Origin of the sequence: Streptomyces sp. NPDC007983, assembly GCF_042958345.1 — a bacterium.
Classification (GTDB): Bacteria; Actinomycetota; Actinomycetes; order Streptomycetales; family Streptomycetaceae; genus Streptomyces.
The window spans coordinates 744,161-763,604 of sequence record NZ_JBIBJI010000001.1 but is presented as its reverse complement, the minus strand read 5'-3'; the positions used below and the strand labels follow the sequence as shown (position 1 = coordinate 763,604).

Sequence of the window (19,444 nt, the reverse complement as noted above, 5' to 3'; positions counted from 1 at the left end):
TTCGCACCGCCGCGGTACGCGGCCCGGGATTCCGGGCCGCGTACGGCGCGCCGGAGGGGTCGGTCAGCCGCCGTTGGAGACGAGCTTCCTGACGCCCCGCTGGTCCGCTGCCGTGTACTTCCCGCCGTTGGCATTCAGGTAGCCGCCGTTGGGCGAGGTCATCACCGGCTTGTTCTCCTTCGGGTCGAAGGACGAGGGGTCCGGATGGTCGAGGCCCATCATGTGGCCCAGCTCATGGGTGACCGCGTTGCGGGTCATGGCCGTGTTCCTGGCCTTGTCCGAGCTGAACCAGCCGTTCTCCTTGCCCGCGCTGTTCCAGTACTCGTCGTCCATCAGGACGTATCCGCCCCAGGCGCTGTTGTCGGTGGTGTTGTAGCAGGGCTTGGCCTGCGACATGCCCTTCTGCCCGTTCAGCGGGCGGTGGGCCAGCGTGAACATGATGTGGTTGCGGGGCCCCGCGCAGTACTTCTTGTTCTTGAGGTTCGTCCCGCCCTCGATCGTGGTGGACACCTTGAAGGTGATGCCCGCGGCCTTGACCTCCGGCATGGCGTTCAGCTGGGCGACCGGAATCCTCAGATACGGCGTGAACCGGTCCCGGGCGGCCTTCGTCACGAACGACAGGGTGTACGTGGAGTGGTGGCGCAGCGATTCGATGTAGTACGGGCTGCCGCTCTCCAGCTTCCAGCCCACCCCGCTGTTCGCGGCGTGGGCGAGGCCGCCCGTGGCCAGCAGCGCCGTGGCCGAGGCCACGGCGACGATGCCGATTCTCTTCATCTGTGTTCTCCCGTTGGCGGTCGCTCCCCGTCCGCACGGCCGCGGTCGTCCCGACATGACGACTCTCCGCCCGGCCGGCGGTCCGTGAGCTTCCGCCCCCGATTCTGCGGGCGCGGGCGGAACGGGCCACCCCGGGGAGCGCAATCATGACCGGATCATGACCGGATCGGGACCAGCGGCGCCCCCGCCGTATCCCCACCCGGATGGCCGTACGGGACCCCGGACCGCGTTACACGTGGGGCGCGGGTGACATGTAATGGCGCGCATGAGCAGTGTCCTGAGCGGCATCGTGTCCCTGCCCCCGGACACCCCCACGGTCCGGGCGGCGCGGGTGGTGGTGGAGGTGCGCAACGTGACCCGCGCCGATGTGGCCGCCTCCGTCGTGGGGGCGCAGGTGCAGACCGATGTGCCGCTGAGCCCGGCGGGCCACATCCCGTTCAGCGTCACGGTCCCCGGCGAGCTGGACCCCGACGACACGTACGGGCTGCGCGTCCATGTCGACCTGAGCGGTACGGGCTTCCTGGAGCGCGGCGACCTGGTCAGCGCCCGTGTCGGCCCCGTGCCCCCGGCCTCCACCGCCGGGCTGATCGCCCCGGTCAGCGCGGTCTGAGCCGGTACGGCGCCCCGCTCACGCCGCGTGGTGGGCCAACGGGGCGTGCGGGTCGGGGGTCCGGTCGGTGGGGGCCGGGTCGGCGTGGATCAGGGCGGCGGTCAGCCGGGGGACCGCGTGCAACAGGGCGTGTTCGGCGTCCACCGCGACCCGGTGCGCCTCCCGTACGCTCAGCTCGCCGCCGACCACGACCGCGACCTCCGCGCGCAGCCGGTGGCCGATCCAGCGCAGCCGCAGCTCGCCGATGTCCCGTACGCCCGGTACGGCGCGCAGGGCCCGCTCGGCGGCGTCGGTCAGGGCCGGGTCGACGGCGTCCATCACCCGGCGGAACACCTCGCGGGCGGCGTCACGCAGCACCAGCAGGATCGCGGCGGTGATGGCGAGGCCGACGAGGGGGTCGGCGAGGCGCCAGCCGAGGGCGGCACCGGCCGCGCTCACCAGGACGGCCAGCGAGGTGAAGCCGTCGGTACGGGCGTGCAGGCCGTCGGCCACGAGGGCGGCCGAGCCGATGTCGCGGCCGACGCGGATGCGGTAGCGGGCGACCCATTCGTTGCCGATGAAGCCGACCACGGCCGCGGCGGCCACGGCGGGCAGCTGGTCGATGTCGCGCGGGTGCAGCAGCCGGTCCGTGGCGGTCCAGGCGGCGAACGCGGCGGAGGCCGCGATGGTGAGCACGATCGCGATCCCGGCCAGGTCCTCGGCCCGCCCGTACCCGTAGGTGAAGCGGCGGGTGGCGGCGCGGCGGCCGAGCAGGAAGGCGAGGCCGAGCGGGAGGGCGGTCAGGGCGTCGGCGGCGTTGTGGACGGTGTCGCCGAGCAGCGCGACGGACCCGGAGGCGACCACGACGACCGCTTGCGCGACGGCCGTCGCGCCGAGGATGGCGAGGGAGGTCCACAGGGCGCGCAGGCCGCGTGCGGAGGACTCCAGGGCCTGGTCCACCTTGTCGGCCGTGTCATGGGAGTGGGGGCGCAGCAGATGGCCCGCCCGGTGGCGCCGGCGGGCGCCGCGGCCGTGGGTGTGGTCGTGTCCGTGCTCGTGCCCGTGGTCATGCCCGTGCCGGTCGTCCATGGCTTCCGCCTTCCCTTCGGTACTGGACATGGTCCGTCCCCGCCACCCATTATGTGCGTATGAGCGCACACATGCACCTATCAGATGCGCACGATGCGCATCTGCGCACCCCGAGCGCCGAGCAGTACGCGCGCGCCGCCGAGGTGCTGGGCCTCCTCGCCGACCGCACCCGGCTGGCGCTGCTGCACACCCTCGCCACGGGCGAGGCCGATGTGACGGCGCTGACCGCCGTCTGCGGGGCGGCCCGCCCGGCCGTCAGCCAGCACCTGGCCAAGCTGCGGCTGGCCGGGGTCGTCACCTCGCGCAAGGACGGCCGGCGGGTCGTCTACGCCCTCCGGGACGGGCATCTGGCCCGGCTGGTCACCGAGGCGCTGAGCCACGCCGACCACGAGCTGTCGGGCCTTCCCCGGCACGACTGACGGCACCGCTCACCGCACCGCCGACCGCACGACTGACGTGATTGCCGTGCTACCCGTTCAGCCCCGGCAGGCCCACTGGTTACGATCTGGCGCGATGGGCAGAGGGCGGGGCGGAGACGACGGCATACGGAAGCGCACGGTGCGAGCCACCGTGCGCTCCGCGCTCCGCCGTGTCGCCCCCCTCCTCGCCGTGCTGCTCTGGGTGGCGCCGCTGTGCGTCCACTCCGGCGGTGACCACCCGCCGATGTCGGCGGGCTGCCCGCACCGTCTCGTGGCCGAGCCGCAGCCCGAATGGCCACCACCGGCGCCGGCCCTCCCGATCGCCGAGTTCCACACCGCGCCCCCGGCCGCCGGGGACCACCCGAAAGCCCCGGGCGGCGGCAGCGACGACTGTGTGGCCGGGCCGCGCGGCGGGAACCCCGCCCTGGTTCCCGCCCCCGTCCCGCCGCCCGCCCCCGCCGGTTTCCGGCCGCCGGAGGCCCCGCGGGGCATGGACGCCGTACGGGCACCGCCCGACACGATCGTCCACGCCCTCGGCCTCCATCAGCTCCAAGTACTCCGCACCTAGGCCGATCGCCGGCCTCCGCCACCACATCACTCATTCAGTGCGACAGTGCGAGAACTGCGAGGACTGGACAGCCATGGCTTCCAAGGGATCGAAGACGAAGGGCGCGGCCGAGCGCCGCGCGAAGATAGAAGAGCTGCGCCGCGCGGAGAAGGCACGCGAGCGCAGGTACCGGATCATCACCATCACCTCCTGCACGGTGATCGTCGCCGCTCTGGCCGTCGGCGGCTTCTTCCTGGTCGACGCGGGCAACAAGAAGGAGGAGAAGGCCACGAAGGTCTCCTCCTCGGTCGTGAAGACCGGTGAGTTCAAGGGCATGAAGACCTGGAAGAACCTGGGCCGCACCCATGTGGGCGGCACGGTGAAGTACGCGATGTCGCCGCCGGTCGGCGGCAACCACAACCAGGTCTGGCAGAACTGCGAAGGCGACGTCTACGACAAGCCGCTGACCAAGGAAAACGCGGTGCACTCGCTGGAGCACGGCGCGGTGTGGGTGACGTACAGCGACAAGGCGTCGAAGGAGGACATCGCCGCCCTCAAGGCCCGGGTGGAGAAGACCAAGTACTCGCTGATGAGCCCCTACCAGGACCAGGACGCGCCGATCGTCCTCAACGCCTGGGGCAACCAGCTGGACATCCAGAAGGCGTCGGACCCGCGGGTGGCCGCGTTCTTCAAGAAGTTCGTCCAGGGCAAGCAGACCCCCGAGCCGAACGCCTACTGCACCAACGGGAAGTCCTCGTGACCGACGGGACCACCGCCGTCGGCCGCGCGACCCGGCAGCCGCTGGTGGCGGGGATCACCGCCGCCCTCGCGGTGCTGACGCTGGTGGCGGTCGGGCTGGTGTGGCTGATGAGCGACCGCTCGGAGGGTACGACCGGCACCGGCACCCCGAAGGACACCTCCGCCGAGGCCGGTTTCGCCCGCGACATGTCCACCCACCATCAGCAGGCGGTGGAGATGTCGCTCATCGTGCGCGACCGCACCGGCAACGAGGATGTGCGGCGGCTGGCGTTCGACATCCTCACCGCGCAGGCCACCGAGCGCGGCATCCTGCAGGGCTGGCTGGACATGTGGGGGCTGGACCGGGCGTCCGAGGACCCGCCGATGACGTGGATGAAGCACGGCTCCATGGAGGGCATGGAGGGCATGGACCACGGCTACAAGCCGCACGACGGCTCGCTCATGCCGGGCATGGCCACCAACACCGAGCTGGACGAGCTGCGCAAGGCCAAGGGCAAGGCGGCCGAGGTGCTCTACCTGAAGCTGATGACAGCCCATCACAAGGGCGGTGTCGCGATGGCGGAGGGCGCGGAGAAGCTGGTCGGCAACCCGACCGAGAAGCGGCTGGCCACGACGATGGTGCGGGCCCAGCAGTCGGAGATCCAGCTCATGGCCGACATGCTGAAGGAGCGCGGCGCCTGACCTGACGCCCCCGGCCCGGTCGACGGGCCGGGGGCGTCACTCGTCGTCCGCCCTGGTACGGAACACCCCTGCCCGCGCCGCCTCGTAGACCGCCTCGGCGCTGGTACGCACCAGCCGGGCGTCGATGGGCCTGCGCAGGATGAGCACCCGGTAGTAGAAGGGCGCGCCCAGGGCGGCGATGACGTCCATGGCATCGGTGTCCTCCGGCAGTTCGCCCCGGTCGATCGCATGCCGCACGATCCGGGTCACCTCATCGATCCGGCCGACGAAGGCTCCGCGGACGATCTCCTCGATCCCCGAATCGTGAGCGGCGGCCGCCAGCAGCCCCTGGATGACGTTGCGATTGCGCAGCGCGTTGTTGAAGTCACCGATGGCCTGGGCGAGTTCATGCAGATCCCGCCGGAAGTCGCCCGAGTCGGGGGTGGGCAGCGTGGAGCTGCGCTCGGCCAGCAGATCGAGGACCACCCCCTCCACCGTCCGCCAGCGCCGCCGGATGGTCGACACGTGCACCCCGGAGCGCTCGGCGAGCTTGTCGAGGGTGAGGGCGTTGAACGACTCGGCGTCGAGTGCTTCGTAGGCGGCGGCCAGCACGGCGGCACGGGTGCGTGCCGTACGCCCGCCGGGGCGCGCCGATCCGTGGGGTGGTCGCGCGTTCATAAAAGGTGAGCCGCCATGTCTCCTGTGCCGCGGATGGGGGTCGTAACGGGCCGACCCTATGTCCCACCCAAACCCGGGCGCACGAGATCTTCACTACTTCAAGCCGCTACCGGCCGGTACGCCATTGCGTGACGTGCCCACGTCCGGATACGGTGACGCCCCCAGCTTAACGCGCGCCCATGAGCATTAAGGGCGGGCCATCGAGTAGGCGTGCTGGACCTTCCGTACGCGGGGAGGGAAGGTCCAGCGCGCTTGCGGCCCCGGCGGTGTGTGCCGCCGGGGCGGGGGCGGTCAGCGGGCGAAGGCCGGGGTGAATTCGACCGGGATCGACGAGACGCCGCGCATCATCAGCGCCGAGCGCCACTCCAGTTCGTCGGGGGTGACCGAGAGGGTCACGTCCGGGAGGCGGTCGATCAGGACCTCGATCGCGGCCATGGCGATGTTCTCGGCCAGCTCGCGGGCGACCTGGGGGCAGCCGTGGGTGCCGTGGCTGAAGGCCATGTGGGCCTGGTTGCCGGACGCCCCGGCGCGGAAGTCCGGGCGTACGTCGGGGTCGGCGTTGGCCGCGGCGAGGCCCAGCATCAGGCAGTCGCCCTTCCGGATGTGGCGCCCGGCGAACATGGTGTCCTCCGAGGCCCAGCGGCCGACCCAGTTGGGGACCGGGGTGGCCTCCCACAGCACCTCGTTGAGCGCCTGGCCCACGCTGCGCCGTCCGCCGGACATGGTGACCGCGAACCGCTCGTCGGTGAGCATGAGCCGCAGCGCGTTGCCGATCAGGTCGGTGGTGGGCTGGTGGGCCGCGTAGACGTTGCCCAGGAGGTCGTTGATGATCTCCTCGTCGGTGAGGCCCGCCGGGTGGAACGCCAGGACCGAGGCGATGTTGGACGCGGCGGGGTTGGACCGGGCGTGCTCCAGCAGCGCCACCATCCGGTTGGTCAGCCGGTCGAAGGCGGCCGGTCCCGCCTTCCCGCTGACCAGGTCGACCGTCTCCTGCGTCAGCGCGGGATCGTCGTCCAGGCCGTACATGCGGTTCAGCACCCGCAGCGGGATCTGGCTGGCGTACTCGGCCATCAGATCGGCGCGGCCGCTGCCCGCGAAGACGTCGATCAGCTGGTCCGCGACCCGCTCGCACTGCGCCCGCAGTTCGAACGGCTCCACGGACTCCATGCTGTCGATGATCGCCTCGGACCGGCGCTCGTGGTCGGCGCCCTCGGAGAACAGCATCGTCGGCCGGTAGGCGACGAACGTCATCAGCTCCCAGTCGGGCGGGACCCGGTCCCAGGAGTGCCAGCGGCGGGAGTCGCGGGCGAACAGGTTGGGGTCCGTGGTGACCCGCAGCAGCTCCCGGTAGCCGAGCACCATCCAGACGGGGATGTCCGGTTCGAGCAGCACGGGCACGACGGGGCCGTGCTCGCGGCGCAGCTTCCGGTACAGCTCGTCCGGATCGGCGCGGAGCAGCTGGGTGTCCAGCCGCACCGCGCCCGGCTGCTCCGGCCAGCCCTGGAGCGGTGCGGCGGGAGCGATGGGGTCCTCGGGCGGAAGCATGGGGTCCGGGGTGGTCACGCGGTGCTCTCCCGGGCGGCGGAGGAGGTGGACAGGGAGTAGAGGTGGCGGGCGAGCGCGACGAGGACGGCCTTGCTGGAGTCGCGCTCACGGGCGTCGCAGTCGATCACGGGGATGTCCGGGGGCAGGTCGAGCGCGTCCCGGACCTCCTCCAGGGTGTGCTGCGGTTCGGTGAAGTTGTTGCGGGCCACGATGAACGGCGTCCCGTGGTATTCGAGCCGGTCGATGGCGTACCAGGAGTCGGCGAGCCGGTTGGTGTCCACCAGGACGACCGCGCCCAGGGTCCCGGCGAAGAGCCGGTCCCACAGGAACCAGAAACGTTCCTGCCCGGGCGCGCCGAACAGATAGAGCACCATCTGCTCGTCCAGGCTGATGCGGCCGAAGTCGAAGGCGACCGTGGTGGTCGTCTTCGACTGGACGAACGAGGCGTCGTCGATCCCGACGCCCGCCTGGGTCATCGTCTCCTCGGTGCTGAGCGGGCGGATCTCGCTCACCGACTGGACCATCGTCGTCTTGCCCACACCGAAGCCGCCGACGATCACGATCTTGAGGCCGTCGCTCGCGCTCGCCCGCAGCGGCGCCCGGACGTCGGGACGGTCAGAGGTTCTGGAGTGCAACGAGCACCTTCTTCAGCGTTTCGGGCTCCGGCAGCCCTCCGTTGTCGGGGCGGGCGGCATGCGGATGGCGCGCGGTGATCTTGCCCATGTCGAGCAGGTCGCAGAGCAGGATCTTGACCACGCTGACGGGCAGTCCCAGGTACGAGGAGATCTCCACCACCGCCATGGGCCGCCGGCACATCCGCAGGATCTTGACGTGCTCGGACTGCATGCCGAGGGTGGGGTCGGATTCGCTGACGATGAGCGTGACCATGTCGAACACGCTCTCGTCGGCGCGGCTGCGGCCACCGGTGACGGTGTACAGCCGGTCAGGGTCCTCGCTGTCGAGCGGCCCTCGGATCATGCGTTCGCCCCGCCGCCATGGCCGCCGTTCGCGAAGGTACGGGGCGCCGCCCGCAGATGGTCGCCGATCTGCTCGACCAGCTCGTTCATGTTGTGCCCGATGATGCCGACGTCGGCCTCGTCGTGCGCCACGACCGCCAGATGGGCGCCCTCGCCGGCCTCGACGATGAACAGAATTCCCCCGTGGAACTCCGTCATGGACTGCCGGACGCCGCCGCTGCCGTCCCCGAACTCGATCGACGCGCCGTGGGAGAGGCTCTGGATACCCGAGGCGATGGCCGCCAGCTGGTCGGCCTGGTCCACGGAAAGCCCGGACGTGAGGCACAGCTTGAGGCCGTCCCGCGACAGCACCAGCGCGTGCCGGGCCCCCGGCGTCTTCTCCAGCAGGTTCTCCAACAGCCAGTCCAAGCTGCGGTCTGTGGTGTTCATCGGCGTTCCTATCATCACGGCTGGTCGTTCTCTGCGGACTCAGCGGACTCTGCGGGCTCTGCGGACGGCGCGGGCCCGGTGGCTTCTGCGGACGCCTCCGACGTGGTGTTACGCCCGGGGGTGTCACCGGCGGGGCAGCCGCGCGTGGCGTCGCGGAAGGCACCGAAGCGGGCACCGGCGTCGGTACGCGGAGCCTTCGGCTTGGCGTCGGGAGCGGGGCGGGGCGTGGCCCGCGTGGCGGCGGCGAGCGTCTCGCCGCGGCGCCGCCGGGGCAGCCCGTTGACGCGCGGCTCCGCGGGGGCGTCGGCGGAGGGGCCGCCGGACGTGCCGGAGGGCCCGGAGGGCTCCGTCGCGGGCGACGGGGCGGAAGAGGCCGACGGGGCGGGGGGTGCTGACGGGGTGGAAGGGGCCGGGGCGGCGGGCGCGGCCGCTGCCGGGGCGGGAGGGGCCGCCGGGGCGGACGCCTCGGCCACCGGCTCGGCGCTCGCGGCGGCCTGGGAGCCCTGGGAGCCGGTAGCCCCCGCCGCCGGAGCGGCGGTGGCCCGCGGCCGGGCGGGCTCGGCGCGGTTCCGCGCGGGCGCCCCGGGCACCGCGTCCTGGTTGATGTGCGTGATCAGCTGCTGTGGGATCAGAACCACGACGCCGGTGCCTCCCCGGGCGGACGGGCGGAAGGAGACCGTCAGCCCGTGCTTACGGGCCAGACAGCCGACGACCGCGAGGCCGAGCCGGGTGCCGGACAGGGTCGTCAGGTCGAGAGTCTGCGAGGAGACCGCCTTCTGGGCGCGGGCCAGCGCGGAGGGGCCCATGACCAGGCCGCCGTCCTCGATGGTGACCACGACGCCGGTGTGCGTCTCCTCGACGTACACGTGCACCTCCTCGGTGGGAGGCGAGAAGCTGGTGGCGTTGTCCATCAGCTCGGCGAGGGCGTGCATGACACCCTCGGCCGCGTAACCGGCGACCGCCGCGTTGCTGGCCGCGTGGACCCGGACCCGCTGATAGGCGCTGATCCGGCCGACCGCGCCGCGCAGGATGGACTCCATCACGATGGGCTTGGTCCAGCGGCGCCCGGAGCGGGCGCCGGTGAGGACCGCGATGCTGTCCGCGATGCGGCCCGTCTGGGCGGTGGTGTGGTCGAGCTTCAGCAGGTCGCCGAGGACGGACTCGTCGTGCCGGTTCTCCATCTCGCGCAGGTCCGCGAGCATGCTGGTGGCCAGGGCCTGGACCCGGCCCGCGGCGTTGGCGCAGGCCGCCATCGCGGAGGCGCGCATGCGCTCACCGGTGCCGATCTCCTGCACCACCCTGCGCAGGACCCGGCCGTGCGCCTGGTCGCCGGGCTTGGTCACCTGCATCAGCACGGTGTCCACCGAGCCGCCCTCCCGCAGGCCCTTCACCGCTGCGGGAATCGTTTCGTCAGCGAGCCGGGCGGCCTCCGCGGCGTGCTGCGCGGCCGCGGCCTCCAGACTCGCGATCCGGGACTGGAGCCGGCCGATGGTCCGTGACCGGTGGGCGGCGACCGCGAGGGCCACGCCCAGAGCCACGGCCACCAGCGCGCAGAAGACGGCGACGAGGACGCGCCGGGATTCGGGCACCTCTGCCGTCACCCACGCTCCCGCCCCGCCGGCGACGACCGCGGCCAGCAGGGGCACGGCCAGGGCCTGCCGGGTCACGGCAGGCCCTTTGTAGGGATGGCTGGATATATGTGCTGACATCTATCAGGTCCTCATGGGCGCGTTCGAGGGTTGAGGGTGGACCACGCGGACATCAAGCCGTGGGCGGCACATGGTAGTACTGCTCAGAGAATTTTGAACGACCGCGCTCGGCACATGGACCATGACGGACCGTCAGTATCACGGCAGGAGACGGCATGTTGCCCGATCGCGCCAAAGGTGAACGGTTCTGATCTGGGGTCACGTATCCCATGGTGCGGGTGCCGGTCAGGACGGTTCCGGCACCACCGGCGGCCGGGCGGACCGATCCACCGGCGGGACCTCGTGCGGCTCCGGCGGTTCGGGCAGCGCCAGTTCCGCCCAGATGACCTTGCCGCCCGCCGTGTAGCGCGTCCCCCAGCGCTCGGCGAACTGGGCGACCAGGAACAGCCCGCGGCCGCCCTCGTCGGTCGTCGTCGCGTACCGCAGATGCGGTGAGGTGCTGCTGGTGTCGGACACCTCGCAGATCAGGCCGCGGTCGCGGACCAGCTGCAGCCGGATCGGGCCGGTGGCGTGCCGGATGGCGTTGGTGATCAGCTCGCTGAGGACGAGTTCGGCGGTGAACGCCACCTCCTCCAAGCCCCACTCCTCCAGCTGCCGCAGCGCCCCTGCGCGCACACCGGCCACCGCGGCGGGGTCGGACGGCACGTCCGAGGACACCACCCGGCCGGGGCCCAGCACCCGGGTCCGGGCGGCGATCAGCGCGATGTCGTCGGCCGGCTGGGTGGGCAGCATCGCGTCGAGCACCTCGGTGCAGATCTCGTCGGGCGAGCGCCCAGGATGCGACAGGGCGCCGCGCAGCATCTCCAGCCCGATGTCGATCTCCCGGCGGCGGTCCTCGATGAGCCCGTCGGTGTAGAGGACGAGATGGCTGCCCTCGGCCAGCTCCAGCTCGGCCGTGTCGAACGGCAGCCCGCCGAGGCCCAGCGGGGGGCCGGCGGGCAGATCCGGGAACTCCACCGAGCCGTCCGGGCTCACCACCGCGGGCGGCGGATGCCCGGCCCGGGCCATGGTGCAGCGCCGCGTCACCGGGTCGTAGATCGCGTACAGGCAGGTGGCGCCGGTGGCGCCGGTGAGCGGCTCGCCCCCGCCGCCGGGGAGGTCCTGGCCGAGGGGGACCTCGTCCTGGTCGATGCGGGCCACCAGGTCGTCCAGATGGGTCAGGATCTCGTCGGGCGGCAGGTCGAGGGTGGAGAAGTTGTGCACGGCCGTCCGCAGCCGCCCCATGGTGGCCGCCGCGTGCAGCCCGTGCCCGACGACGTCGCCCACCACCAGCGCCACCCGCGCACCGGGCAGCGGGATGACGTCGAACCAGTCGCCGCCGACGCCCGACTCGGCGGGCAGATAGCGGAAGGCCACGTCCAGGGCACTCTGCGGGGGCACGGCGCGGGGCAGCAGGCTGTGCTGGAGGGTCACCGCCATGGTGTGCTCGCGGGTGTAGCGGCGGGCGTTGTCGATGCACACCGCCGCGTGGGAGGCCAGCTCCTCGGCGAGCGTCACCTCTTCCTCCTCGAAGGTGTCGCGCTCCGCCATCCGCCAGAAGTTGACCAGGCCGAGCAGCACGCCGCGGGCCCGCAGCGGCACGGTGACCAGTGACCGCACGCCGTAGTCGAGGACCTTGACCGTCTGCCCGGGGTCGTGGGCGTGCCAGCAGGACGCGCCGGTCAGGTCGTCCTGGACAACCGGCCGCCCGCTGCCCAGGCCCCGCGCCTGGGGCGCGGAGTCGGTGAACGAGAACCGCTTGCCGACGGGGTAGAAGGGGTGGTCGGGCCGGAAGCCGTGGACGGCCGCCCGGCACATCTGGACGGCACCGGTCGCGGTCGGCTCCTCCCCACGCGGTACGGGCTCCGCCAGGTCGACCGTGACGAAGTCGGCGAACCGCGGCACCGCCACCCGCGCCAGCTCCTCGGCGGTGCGCCCCACGTCGAGCGTGGTCCCGACCTCCACGCTGGCGTCGTACAGCAGCTTGAGCCGCCTCTGGGCCACGTCGGCGCGGCCCGAGAGGGCGCGCAGCTCGGTGGAGTCGCGCAGGGTGGTGACGCTGCCGGGCGGGCCGCCGTCACGGTCGGTGGGCCGGTTGTTCACCGCCAGCAGCCGGTCGCCCGCCACCAGTACCTCGTCGGTGACGACGCGCCGGGAGACCAGCAGACCGGCGAACCCGGGGTCCAGGCCCAGCAGGTGGACCGGGCGTCCCTCGGGGCGCGGCGGCAGGCCGAGCAGCCGGGACGCCTCGTCGTTGGCGAGCACCAGGCGCCCGTCGCCGTCGACGATCAGTACGCCCTCCCGCACGGCGTGCAGCACCGCGTCGTGGTGCTCGTACATCCGCGTCATCTCGGCCGGGCCCAGGCCCCGGGTCTGGCGCCGCAGCCGCCCGGTGACCAGGGCGGTGCCGCCGGTGGCCAGGGCGAGCGAGACGGTGACGGCGCCGATGAGCAGCGGCAGCTGGCGGTCGGCGAGCCCGCTCACCGTGCGGATCGTGACGCCCGCGCCGACCGCGCCGACGACCTTGTGGTGGCTGTCGAAGATGGGCGCCACCGCGTCCATCGACTCGCCCATGGTGCCCGGGCCGGTACCGGTGGTGAGGTGCCCGTGCAGCGCGGGGCCGATGGTGCCGATGTAGTGGTGTCCGATGCGCTTGGGGTTGGGGTGGGTGAGCCGGATGCCGTCGGTCTTCATGACGACGACGAAGTCGAGCCCGGTCTTCTTGCGGACGGCCTCCGCCTTCGGCTGCAGCACGGCGGTCGGATCGCGGCTGTGCAGGGCCCGCACCATCCCCGGCGCGTTGGCGAAGGACTCGGCGACGGCGACCGACCGGCCCCGGGCCTCGCCGGTGACGTCGTGCCGCACCTGGAGCACCAGGGCGGCGGTCGCCGCGGCGCCGAGCAGCAGCACGATGATCAGCTGGAGGACGAAGACCTGGCCGGCGACGCTGCGGACGTGTCGCAACAGCCGAGTGCGCCGTCCCGCCTCCTGAGGGCGCTCACGCCGCCGACTCCGTGGGCGCCGACCGGGGAACATGCGGGCAACCCACGATCGACCCATAAACCGGGCCATAGAGATACATCTACACCGGGATTCCCCGGAAGGCGAGCCCCTTCTGCCCGCCATGTCCATAAAAGCACCTTGCGCAGAGAAGGGGTGACTTTGCGTGCGGGACATCGGGGCGAGGGGTCCACGGGGGCGCGGGGTGCCGAGCTCGGCGGACTGTGCAAACCTGACAACAGGGCAATTCACCCGAATTGCCGCGAAACGGCGGCCACCGTGTCGTCGATCGCGCCTGACGAAGGAGCCCGACATGGCCACTCACGCGGGTGGAGTCCACCCGGGAACGGCTCGCCGCACCTACGGCGGAGTCAGCGGACGTCTCGTCTTCGGGGCCGTCATGATGCTTTTCGGCGGTCTGATGACCCTCGCCCAGGGCGTCGCGGCCGTACGCACCGACAGGGTCTTCGTGTCCACCCCGAACTACATCTTCAGTTACAACCTCACCGGGTGGGGCTGGATCCACATGATCCTCGGCATCGTCCTGGTGATCGCCGGCCTGGCGACGTTCACCGGCGCGATGTGGGCCCGGGCCGTGGGCGTGGTGATCGCGGGGCTCGCCCTGATCGCGAACTTCCTGTGGCTGCCGTACACCCCGCTGTGGGCGGTGGCGCTGCTGCTCATCGACGCGTTCATCATCTGGGCCCTGTGCACCGGGGGCCAGGGTTACGAGGCGGGGATGGCCGGCGCGGGTTCCATGGGCCGCGGGGCGGGCCGCGAGGCCCGGTACGAAGACCGCGGACAGGGCTACGAAGGCCGCGGAGCCGGTCCGGACGCCCGCGAGCCGGGTCCCGAAGGCCGCGGGCCCGGCTACGAGGGCCGCGGACCGGGCTACGAAGGCCGCGGACCGGGCTACGAAGGCCGCGGACCCGGGCCCGAAGGCCGCGGACCGGGGCCCGAAGACCGATGACGACCAGGGTGGTGTCATCGGCGGCCCGGCCGCCGGTGGCACCGAGATCGATGAACCCGTCGGTCTAGCACGGATCGCGTGCGGCACGGCGGCGGCGGAGGCAGGCTGGAGCCATGCTGCTGGCCGATGTCGCACGCACCTCCCGGCAGGTCGCGGCCACCTCCGCCCGGTCGGAGAAGATCGCCGCCCTGGCCGGGCTGTTCCGCCGCACCGAACCCGCCGAGGCCCCCGTGGTGATCACCTACCTCGCGGGGAAGCTGCCGCAGCGCCGCACCGGCGTCGGCTGGTCCACCCTGCGGCAGCGGCGCGAGCCCGCCGCCGCGCCGCGGCTCGCCGTCCTCGACGTGGACCGCGCGCTGAGCCGCATCGCCGCCGTGTCCGGCACCGGCGCCGGGGCGGAGCGCAAACGGCTGGTGGGCGCGCTGATGGCCGATGCCACCGAGGACGAGCAGCGCTTCCTGCTCGGGCTCATCGGCGGCGAGCTGCGCCAGGGCGCGCTGGAGGCGCTGGCCGTGGAGGGGCTGGCGCAGGCGGTCGGCGCACCGCCCGCCGAGGTGCGCCGGGCGGTGATGCTCGGCGGTTCGCTGGGCGCGGTCGCCGAGGCGCTGCTCGCGCGCGGCCCGGCCGCGCTGGCCGACTTCCGGCTGGAGGTGGGGCGGCCGGTGCTGCCGATGCTCGCGCAGAGCGCGGCGGACCTTGACGAGGCCATGGACCGGCTCGGCCCGTGCGTGATCGAGGAGAAGCTGGACGGCATCCGGGTCCAGGTGCACCGGGACGGGGACGACGTACGCGTCTACACCCGCACCCTGGACGAGATCACCGACCGGCTGCCCGAGGTCGTGACGGCCGCACGCGAACTCGCGGTGGAGCGGGCCATCCTCGACGGCGAGGTGATCGCCCTGGACGAGGCGGGGCGGCCCCGGCCGTTCCAGGAGGTCTCCGCCCGGGTCGGCTCCCGGCTCGACATCGCCGGGGCGTCCGCCGCGCTGCCGCTGTCCCCCGTCTTCTTCGACCTGCTCGCCGTGGACGACCGCGATCTGCTCGCGCTGCCGACCCGTCAGCGCCACACCGAGCTGGCCCGGGTGGCCCCCGTGCCCCGCCGGGTGCGGCGGCTGGTCGCCGAGGACCCGGCGGACCCGGAGCGGCGGCGGGAGGCCCGCGACTTCGCCGCCGACGTGCTGGCCAGGGGTCACGAGGGCGTGCTGGTCAAGGGCCTCGAGGCCGCGTACGGCGCGGGGCGGCGCGGGGCGTCCTGGCTGAAGGTCAAGCCGGTGCACACGCTCGACCTGGTGGTGCTGGCCGCGGAGTGGGGACACGGCCGCCGCACGGGCAAGCTGTCCAACCTCCACCTGGGCGCCCGGCGGCCGGACGGCACGTTCCTGATGCTCGGCAAGACCTTCAAGGGGCTGACCGACGCGCTGCTGGAGTGGCAGACGGAAGCCCTGCTGGGGATCGCGGTCAGCGACGACGGCTGGGTGGTGCGGGTACGGCCCGAGCTGGTGGTGGAGGTGGCCTTCGACGGCCTGCAGCGCTCCTCCCGCTACCCGGCCGGGGTCACCCTGCGCTTCGCGCGCGTGCTGCGCTACCGGGAGGACAAACCGGCGGACCAGGCGGACACGGTCGAAACGGTGCTGGCGCTGCGACGGGCCTAGGGGCGGCCCATTGAGGCGCTGACGGTCGAAGGCGGTTTGGTCCGGTTGGCCGACGGTGTCGTGCCATCCGGCTTGGCGGGCCGGCGCGGGCCTGTTGGCGAGCGGCCTCGGCGACTTCGAGCGGCCCGGCCACCGACCGCGAAGCTGGCACGGGTGGCGAGGAGGTAGCAGCATGCGAGAGACGGCGTGGTACTCGGCGCCGCCCTGGTGACCGGCCCGGATGAGGCGTTGCAGGCCCGGCTGGCGGCCGACCGCCGCACGCTCGACGTCCTCTGGATCGGCACGCCCGACGGGCTGGAGGCCCGCGTCGCCCCGGCCGAGGGCATCACCTTCAAGACAGTCGCGACGGGCAAGATCCGCAGGTCTGCGAACCCGCTCGAAATGGTGTCCCCGGCGAACGTCAAGGACATGGTGCGGGTGCCGCTCGGTGTCGCCCAGGCCCGCAAGATCGTGTCGGACTTCCGGCCGAACGTCGTCCTCGCGACAGGCGGGTACGTCGCCGTCCCGGCCGGACTCGCCGCCCGCATGTGCAAGCGCCCGCTGGTACTGCATGAACAGACCGTGCGGCTCGGGCTGGCGAACCGGAAGCTGGCCGGGTCGGCGGCGCGTATCGCTGTGTCGTCGGGCTCGACGCTCCCGCTCCTCCCGGAGGCTGTGCGGTCCGCCGCGGTCGTCACAGGCAACCCGGTCCGGCCGGAGATCCTGACCGGGCACGCTGAGAAGGCGGTCGCCGCCCTCGAGCTGGTTGGCTTCGACCGGCGGCTCCCGACGCTGTACGTGACCGGCGGCGCGCAAGGCGCCCAGCAGATCAACAACGCGATCCGGGACGCGCTCCCGTGGCTTCTGGAGCGCGCAAACGTAGTGCACCAGTGCGGGCCCGCGAACGTTGAGGCCCTGCGCGCGAGCGCGTCGGCGCTCCCTCCGCACCTCACGGGGCGGTACTACCTCACCGGATTCGTCGGCCCGGAGCTGCCCGATGTCCTGACGCTCGCTGACGTCGTGGTCTCCCGCAGTGGGGCCGGCACCCTCGCGGAGCTCACCGCCCTCGGCAAACCGGCCGTGTTCGTGCCGCTCGCCTCCTCAGCGGGAAATGAGCAGGCGCACAACGCGAAGCACCTCGAGGACGCCGGTGCCGCCGTCGCGCTCACCGGGGAAGTCACCACGGCGCGATTGCAGGACGCGGTCGGGCCGCTCCTCACCGATCCGGCGCGGCGTGCGGAGATGGCGGACGCGGCTCGGGCACACGGACGGCCGGACGCGGCGGACAGGCTCGTGGACGTTCTCCTGTCCGCCGCGTCCGGCGGCTGACCGGCCGGGGACGGGTCTACGGGAGGTGCTGCGGGGCGCCGTCCTCGATGAGGCGGACGACGTCGGCGAAGGCCTCCGGTTCCTTGCCCCAGGGGTCGGGGACGTCCCGGTGCCCAACCCACTTGTCCCGGGTGCCGGCCGACCGGACCTCGACGGCTGGGCCGCCGAGACCCGCGAGGATGAGCGCTGCGAGCGGTGAGCGGCAGTGGTTCCCCAGGCACACGGCGAGGAGGCGCCGCGGCCGGGCGGTGGCGCTCACCGGCTGGCCCTGAGGAGGGCGCGGCGGAGTTCTGCTGCGGCGTGCTGGGCGTCCGTCGGCGTGAGGTGCTGGTGGAACGGGAGGGTCATGATCTCCCGGCCCAAACGCTCGGTGGCCGGCAGCGGCCGGTGCCACGTGGAGAAGGCCGGCTGCGTGTGGTTCGGCGGATAGTGCACGCCGACCCCGATGCCGCGGTTCCGGAGCTCTCGGAACACCCGGTCGCGGCAGCCGTCGAGGACGCGGACGGCGCACATTGGCGGAACCGTGCGGTCTACGTCGGCGTCGACCAGGGCGACGCCGTCGATTCCGTCGAGGGCGGTGGCGTAGGCGCGCCAGAGAGAACGGCGCCGGCTCTCCGCCTCCGCGAAGTGGTCGAGCTGCACGAGGCCCACCGCGGCGTTGAGCGGCGACATCTGCACACGCATGCCGAACCCGTCGACCATATACGTCGTCATCTCCGCGCGCCGGGCCGAGGACTCCACGATGCCGAGGCCGCGCAAGCGCCGACAGGTGTCGGCCTCCTGCGGAGTGCGGGGCACGATTGCGCCGCCGAGCCCGCACGTGAGGTTCTTGATCGGGCCGAAGGAGAAGCACGTCACCACGCCGGTGGTGCCAACTCGGCGCTCTCCCTGCCAGGAGCCGAAGGCCTGCGCCGCGTCCTCGACCACGGTCACGCCCTGCTCGTCCAGTGAAAGCCGGGCTGGGGCGAGGTCGACGGCCCGGCCCCCGTAGAGGACCGGCATGACGACACGGGTGTCCGGCGTGAGGGCGGCCAAGACCTCGGCAGGCTCGACGCACCCGGTGCCGGGGTTGACTTCGATGAACCGCGGCCGGGCCCCCGTTGCGACGATCGCTTGCACGCTCGCGCAGAACGTGAACGACGGGACGAGGACTTCATGTCCGGGGCCGACGCCGGCGGCAAGAAGCCCGACATGGAGGGCGGCCGCGCCGGAGGAGACCGCGACGACATCCGGCACGCCGAGGAAAGCGGCGACGCGCTGCTCGAACTTGTCCGTGACCGCGCCGTGGTTGTACTGGCCGGCGCTCAGCGCGCTGGTGATGGCAGCTTCCTCGCCCCCGTAGAGGTACGGGCGCGCGTTCCGGGCGATGTCCGGGGATGCTGTGTGGGTCATCGGGTCGTCCCTTCGCTGCTGGTCAGCGTCTCGACGTATCGCGTGAGAGTGATGTCCGGCTTGTAGGTGAGCCGGCTGTGGTCGATGTCCTGGCGGAAGAGGCCGCGAAGGTACTGTCCGACGTAGTCCGCGCCGGCCGCGACCGAGGCGGGGAATCCGCCAGCCACCCGGGCGTTGGCCTCTGTGATGACGACCCTGCCGGGGCCCTCGACGTCATCGCGGATGAAGCCCTGTACGCAGCACGCTCCAGTGACACCGGTCGCGGCGAGGGCGGCGCGGACGTGCTCCTCCGCGTCGGGGTCGGTGAACGTGCGGGAGACGACGGCGAGCCCGCCCTTGACCAGGAGTCGGTACCGGAGGACCACGGAGGCCCGCCCGGCGCGGTCGACGAGGCAGTCCGCGGTGAATTCCTGCCCGCGGACATGCTCCTGCACGATCGGCGCCGGGATGAGCTCGCACAACACCCGGGCCTGCTTCCGCGTCTGGCACACATGCACGCCCTTCGCGCCCTGCCCGTGCCTGGGCTTGACGACGAGGGGGCCATCCGGCGCGCGGTCGAGCTCGTCCGGGAGGACGGTGCGCGGCGTCGGCACGCCGTGCTCGGCGAGCACGACGGCGAACCGGGCCTTGTCGCCGCACGCCGCGACCGCGTCCCGGTCGGGGAGCCAGGTGGTGACGCCGAGGTCCGCCAGCGGTCGGCGGAGCGCGACCATGCGCGGCAGCTCCCGCTCGACGGTCGAGAGGACAGCGTCCGGGCGTGCCTTCGCGCACGGCCGGAGCAGGGCCGCGCGGTACGCGGCGTCCACCGCCGAGGGGAGGATGTGCGCGGTGACCTCCGGGAGGAGGAGCCCGGCCGCGTGCGGGTCCGCGTCAGCGCCGAGGACCTTGCAACCGAGCTGCTGGAGGGACCGGGCGAGGTCGAAGCCGGGGGCGCTGCCGACCCCAGTGACGAGGATGCGCTTCGGCAC

General features: G+C 72.6%; 20 protein-coding genes. 8 read left to right on the top strand and 12 right to left on the bottom strand.

Annotated features, from left to right (window positions below; genetic code table 11):
- Positions 1 to 63 precede the first annotated feature (63 nt).
- The gene (locus ACFZCY_RS03580; RefSeq protein ID WP_391169056.1) at positions 64 to 774 is read right to left on the bottom strand and encodes a hypothetical protein; all 711 of its coding nucleotides are present in this window, start codon (positions 772 to 774) and stop codon (positions 64 to 66) included.
- A gap of 265 nt (positions 775 to 1,039) precedes the next feature.
- On the opposite strand from ACFZCY_RS03580, the gene ACFZCY_RS03575 reads away from it, so the two are divergent.
- Complete coding sequence (locus ACFZCY_RS03575; RefSeq protein ID WP_391169055.1) at positions 1,040 to 1,384, top strand: hypothetical protein; 345 nt, start codon at positions 1,040 to 1,042, stop codon at positions 1,382 to 1,384.
- Between the two features lie 18 nt (positions 1,385 to 1,402).
- Here ACFZCY_RS03575 and ACFZCY_RS03570 read toward each other — a convergent pair whose 3' ends face one another.
- Complete coding sequence (locus ACFZCY_RS03570) at positions 1,403 to 2,452, bottom strand: cation diffusion facilitator family transporter (RefSeq protein WP_391169395.1); 1,050 nt, start codon at positions 2,450 to 2,452, stop codon at positions 1,403 to 1,405.
- Between the two features lie 71 nt (positions 2,453 to 2,523).
- Between ACFZCY_RS03570 and ACFZCY_RS03565 the strand changes: the two genes are divergently transcribed.
- The 4 genes from ACFZCY_RS03565 to ACFZCY_RS03550 all read left to right on the top strand — a co-directional run bounded on the left by ACFZCY_RS03565 (position 2,524) and on the right by ACFZCY_RS03550 (position 4,858).
- A complete protein-coding gene (locus tag ACFZCY_RS03565) occupies positions 2,524 to 2,871 on the top strand; it encodes a metalloregulator ArsR/SmtB family transcription factor (RefSeq protein WP_391169053.1) in 348 nt (115 codons plus the stop codon).
- Between the two features lie 94 nt (positions 2,872 to 2,965).
- Positions 2,966 to 3,439 carry a hypothetical protein gene (locus ACFZCY_RS03560; RefSeq protein ID WP_391169051.1) on the top strand — a complete coding sequence of 158 codons (474 nt, stop codon included), beginning with the start codon at positions 2,966 to 2,968 and terminating at the stop codon, positions 3,437 to 3,439.
- 73 nt (positions 3,440 to 3,512) lie between these two features.
- On the top strand, positions 3,513 to 4,178 hold the full coding sequence (locus ACFZCY_RS03555; RefSeq protein ID WP_391169049.1) for a DUF3105 domain-containing protein: 666 nt from the start codon (positions 3,513 to 3,515) through the stop codon (positions 4,176 to 4,178).
- The gene (locus ACFZCY_RS03550; RefSeq protein ID WP_391169048.1) at positions 4,175 to 4,858 is read left to right on the top strand and encodes a DUF305 domain-containing protein; all 684 of its coding nucleotides are present in this window, start codon (positions 4,175 to 4,177) and stop codon (positions 4,856 to 4,858) included. The genes ACFZCY_RS03555 and ACFZCY_RS03550 overlap by 4 nt, the downstream gene beginning before the upstream one ends.
- Before the next feature lie 36 nt (positions 4,859 to 4,894).
- On the opposite strand, the gene ACFZCY_RS03545 is transcribed toward ACFZCY_RS03550, so the two are convergent.
- The 7 genes from ACFZCY_RS03545 to ACFZCY_RS03515 form a co-directional block, all read right to left on the bottom strand.
- The gene (locus ACFZCY_RS03545) at positions 4,895 to 5,515 is read right to left on the bottom strand and encodes a TetR/AcrR family transcriptional regulator C-terminal ligand-binding domain-containing protein (protein WP_391169047.1); all 621 of its coding nucleotides are present in this window, start codon (positions 5,513 to 5,515) and stop codon (positions 4,895 to 4,897) included.
- A 291-nt stretch (positions 5,516 to 5,806) separates the two neighbouring features.
- On the bottom strand, positions 5,807 to 7,078 hold the full coding sequence (locus tag ACFZCY_RS03540) for a cytochrome P450 (RefSeq protein WP_391169046.1): 1,272 nt from the start codon (positions 7,076 to 7,078) through the stop codon (positions 5,807 to 5,809).
- The gene (locus ACFZCY_RS03535) at positions 7,075 to 7,695 is read right to left on the bottom strand and encodes an ATP/GTP-binding protein (protein ID WP_391169044.1); all 621 of its coding nucleotides are present in this window, start codon (positions 7,693 to 7,695) and stop codon (positions 7,075 to 7,077) included. Before ACFZCY_RS03535 ends, ACFZCY_RS03540 begins: the two co-directional genes overlap by 4 nt.
- Entirely contained in the window at positions 7,676 to 8,038 is a 363-nt protein-coding gene (locus tag ACFZCY_RS03530) for a DUF742 domain-containing protein (protein ID WP_361487125.1), read from the bottom strand. Before ACFZCY_RS03530 ends, ACFZCY_RS03535 begins: the two co-directional genes overlap by 20 nt.
- Positions 8,035 to 8,466: a roadblock/LC7 domain-containing protein gene (locus tag ACFZCY_RS03525; RefSeq protein ID WP_391169042.1), complete on the bottom strand. Its 432-nt coding sequence runs from the start codon at positions 8,464 to 8,466 to the stop codon at positions 8,035 to 8,037. The genes ACFZCY_RS03530 and ACFZCY_RS03525 overlap by 4 nt, the downstream gene beginning before the upstream one ends.
- Positions 8,467 to 8,480: 14 nt before the next feature.
- On the bottom strand, positions 8,481 to 10,133 hold the full coding sequence (locus tag ACFZCY_RS03520; RefSeq protein WP_391169040.1) for an ATP-binding protein: 1,653 nt from the start codon (positions 10,131 to 10,133) through the stop codon (positions 8,481 to 8,483).
- A 267-nt stretch (positions 10,134 to 10,400) separates the two neighbouring features.
- Positions 10,401 to 13,226 (bottom strand): SpoIIE family protein phosphatase, encoded by a 2,826-nt coding sequence (locus ACFZCY_RS03515; RefSeq protein ID WP_391169038.1) that lies wholly within the window; start codon positions 13,224 to 13,226, stop codon positions 10,401 to 10,403.
- 241 nt (positions 13,227 to 13,467) lie between these two features.
- Between ACFZCY_RS03515 and ACFZCY_RS03510 the strand changes: the two genes are divergently transcribed.
- The 3 genes from ACFZCY_RS03510 (at position 13,468) to ACFZCY_RS03500 (ending at position 17,084) form a co-directional block, all read left to right on the top strand.
- Positions 13,468 to 14,124: a hypothetical protein gene (locus ACFZCY_RS03510; protein ID WP_391169036.1), complete on the top strand. Its 657-nt coding sequence runs from the start codon at positions 13,468 to 13,470 to the stop codon at positions 14,122 to 14,124.
- A 113-nt stretch (positions 14,125 to 14,237) separates the two neighbouring features.
- Positions 14,238 to 15,776 (top strand): ATP-dependent DNA ligase, encoded by a 1,539-nt coding sequence (locus ACFZCY_RS03505; RefSeq protein ID WP_391169034.1) that lies wholly within the window; start codon positions 14,238 to 14,240, stop codon positions 15,774 to 15,776.
- Between the two features lie 186 nt (positions 15,777 to 15,962).
- On the top strand, positions 15,963 to 17,084 hold the full coding sequence (locus ACFZCY_RS03500) for a glycosyltransferase (protein ID WP_391169032.1): 1,122 nt from the start codon (positions 15,963 to 15,965) through the stop codon (positions 17,082 to 17,084).
- Positions 17,085 to 17,100: 16 nt separating this feature from the next.
- Here ACFZCY_RS03500 and ACFZCY_RS03495 read toward each other — a convergent pair whose 3' ends face one another.
- The 3 genes from ACFZCY_RS03495 to ACFZCY_RS03485 are packed head-to-tail and all read right to left on the bottom strand — an operon-like array spanning position 17,101 to position 19,444.
- Positions 17,101 to 17,343 (bottom strand): low molecular weight phosphatase family protein, encoded by a 243-nt coding sequence (locus ACFZCY_RS03495; RefSeq protein ID WP_391169030.1) that lies wholly within the window; start codon positions 17,341 to 17,343, stop codon positions 17,101 to 17,103.
- The gene (locus tag ACFZCY_RS03490) at positions 17,340 to 18,476 is read right to left on the bottom strand and encodes an aminotransferase class I/II-fold pyridoxal phosphate-dependent enzyme (protein ID WP_391169028.1); all 1,137 of its coding nucleotides are present in this window, start codon (positions 18,474 to 18,476) and stop codon (positions 17,340 to 17,342) included. Before ACFZCY_RS03490 ends, ACFZCY_RS03495 begins: the two co-directional genes overlap by 4 nt.
- Positions 18,473 to 19,444: an ATP-grasp domain-containing protein gene (locus ACFZCY_RS03485; protein ID WP_391169026.1), complete on the bottom strand. Its 972-nt coding sequence runs from the start codon at positions 19,442 to 19,444 to the stop codon at positions 18,473 to 18,475. Before ACFZCY_RS03485 ends, ACFZCY_RS03490 begins: the two co-directional genes overlap by 4 nt.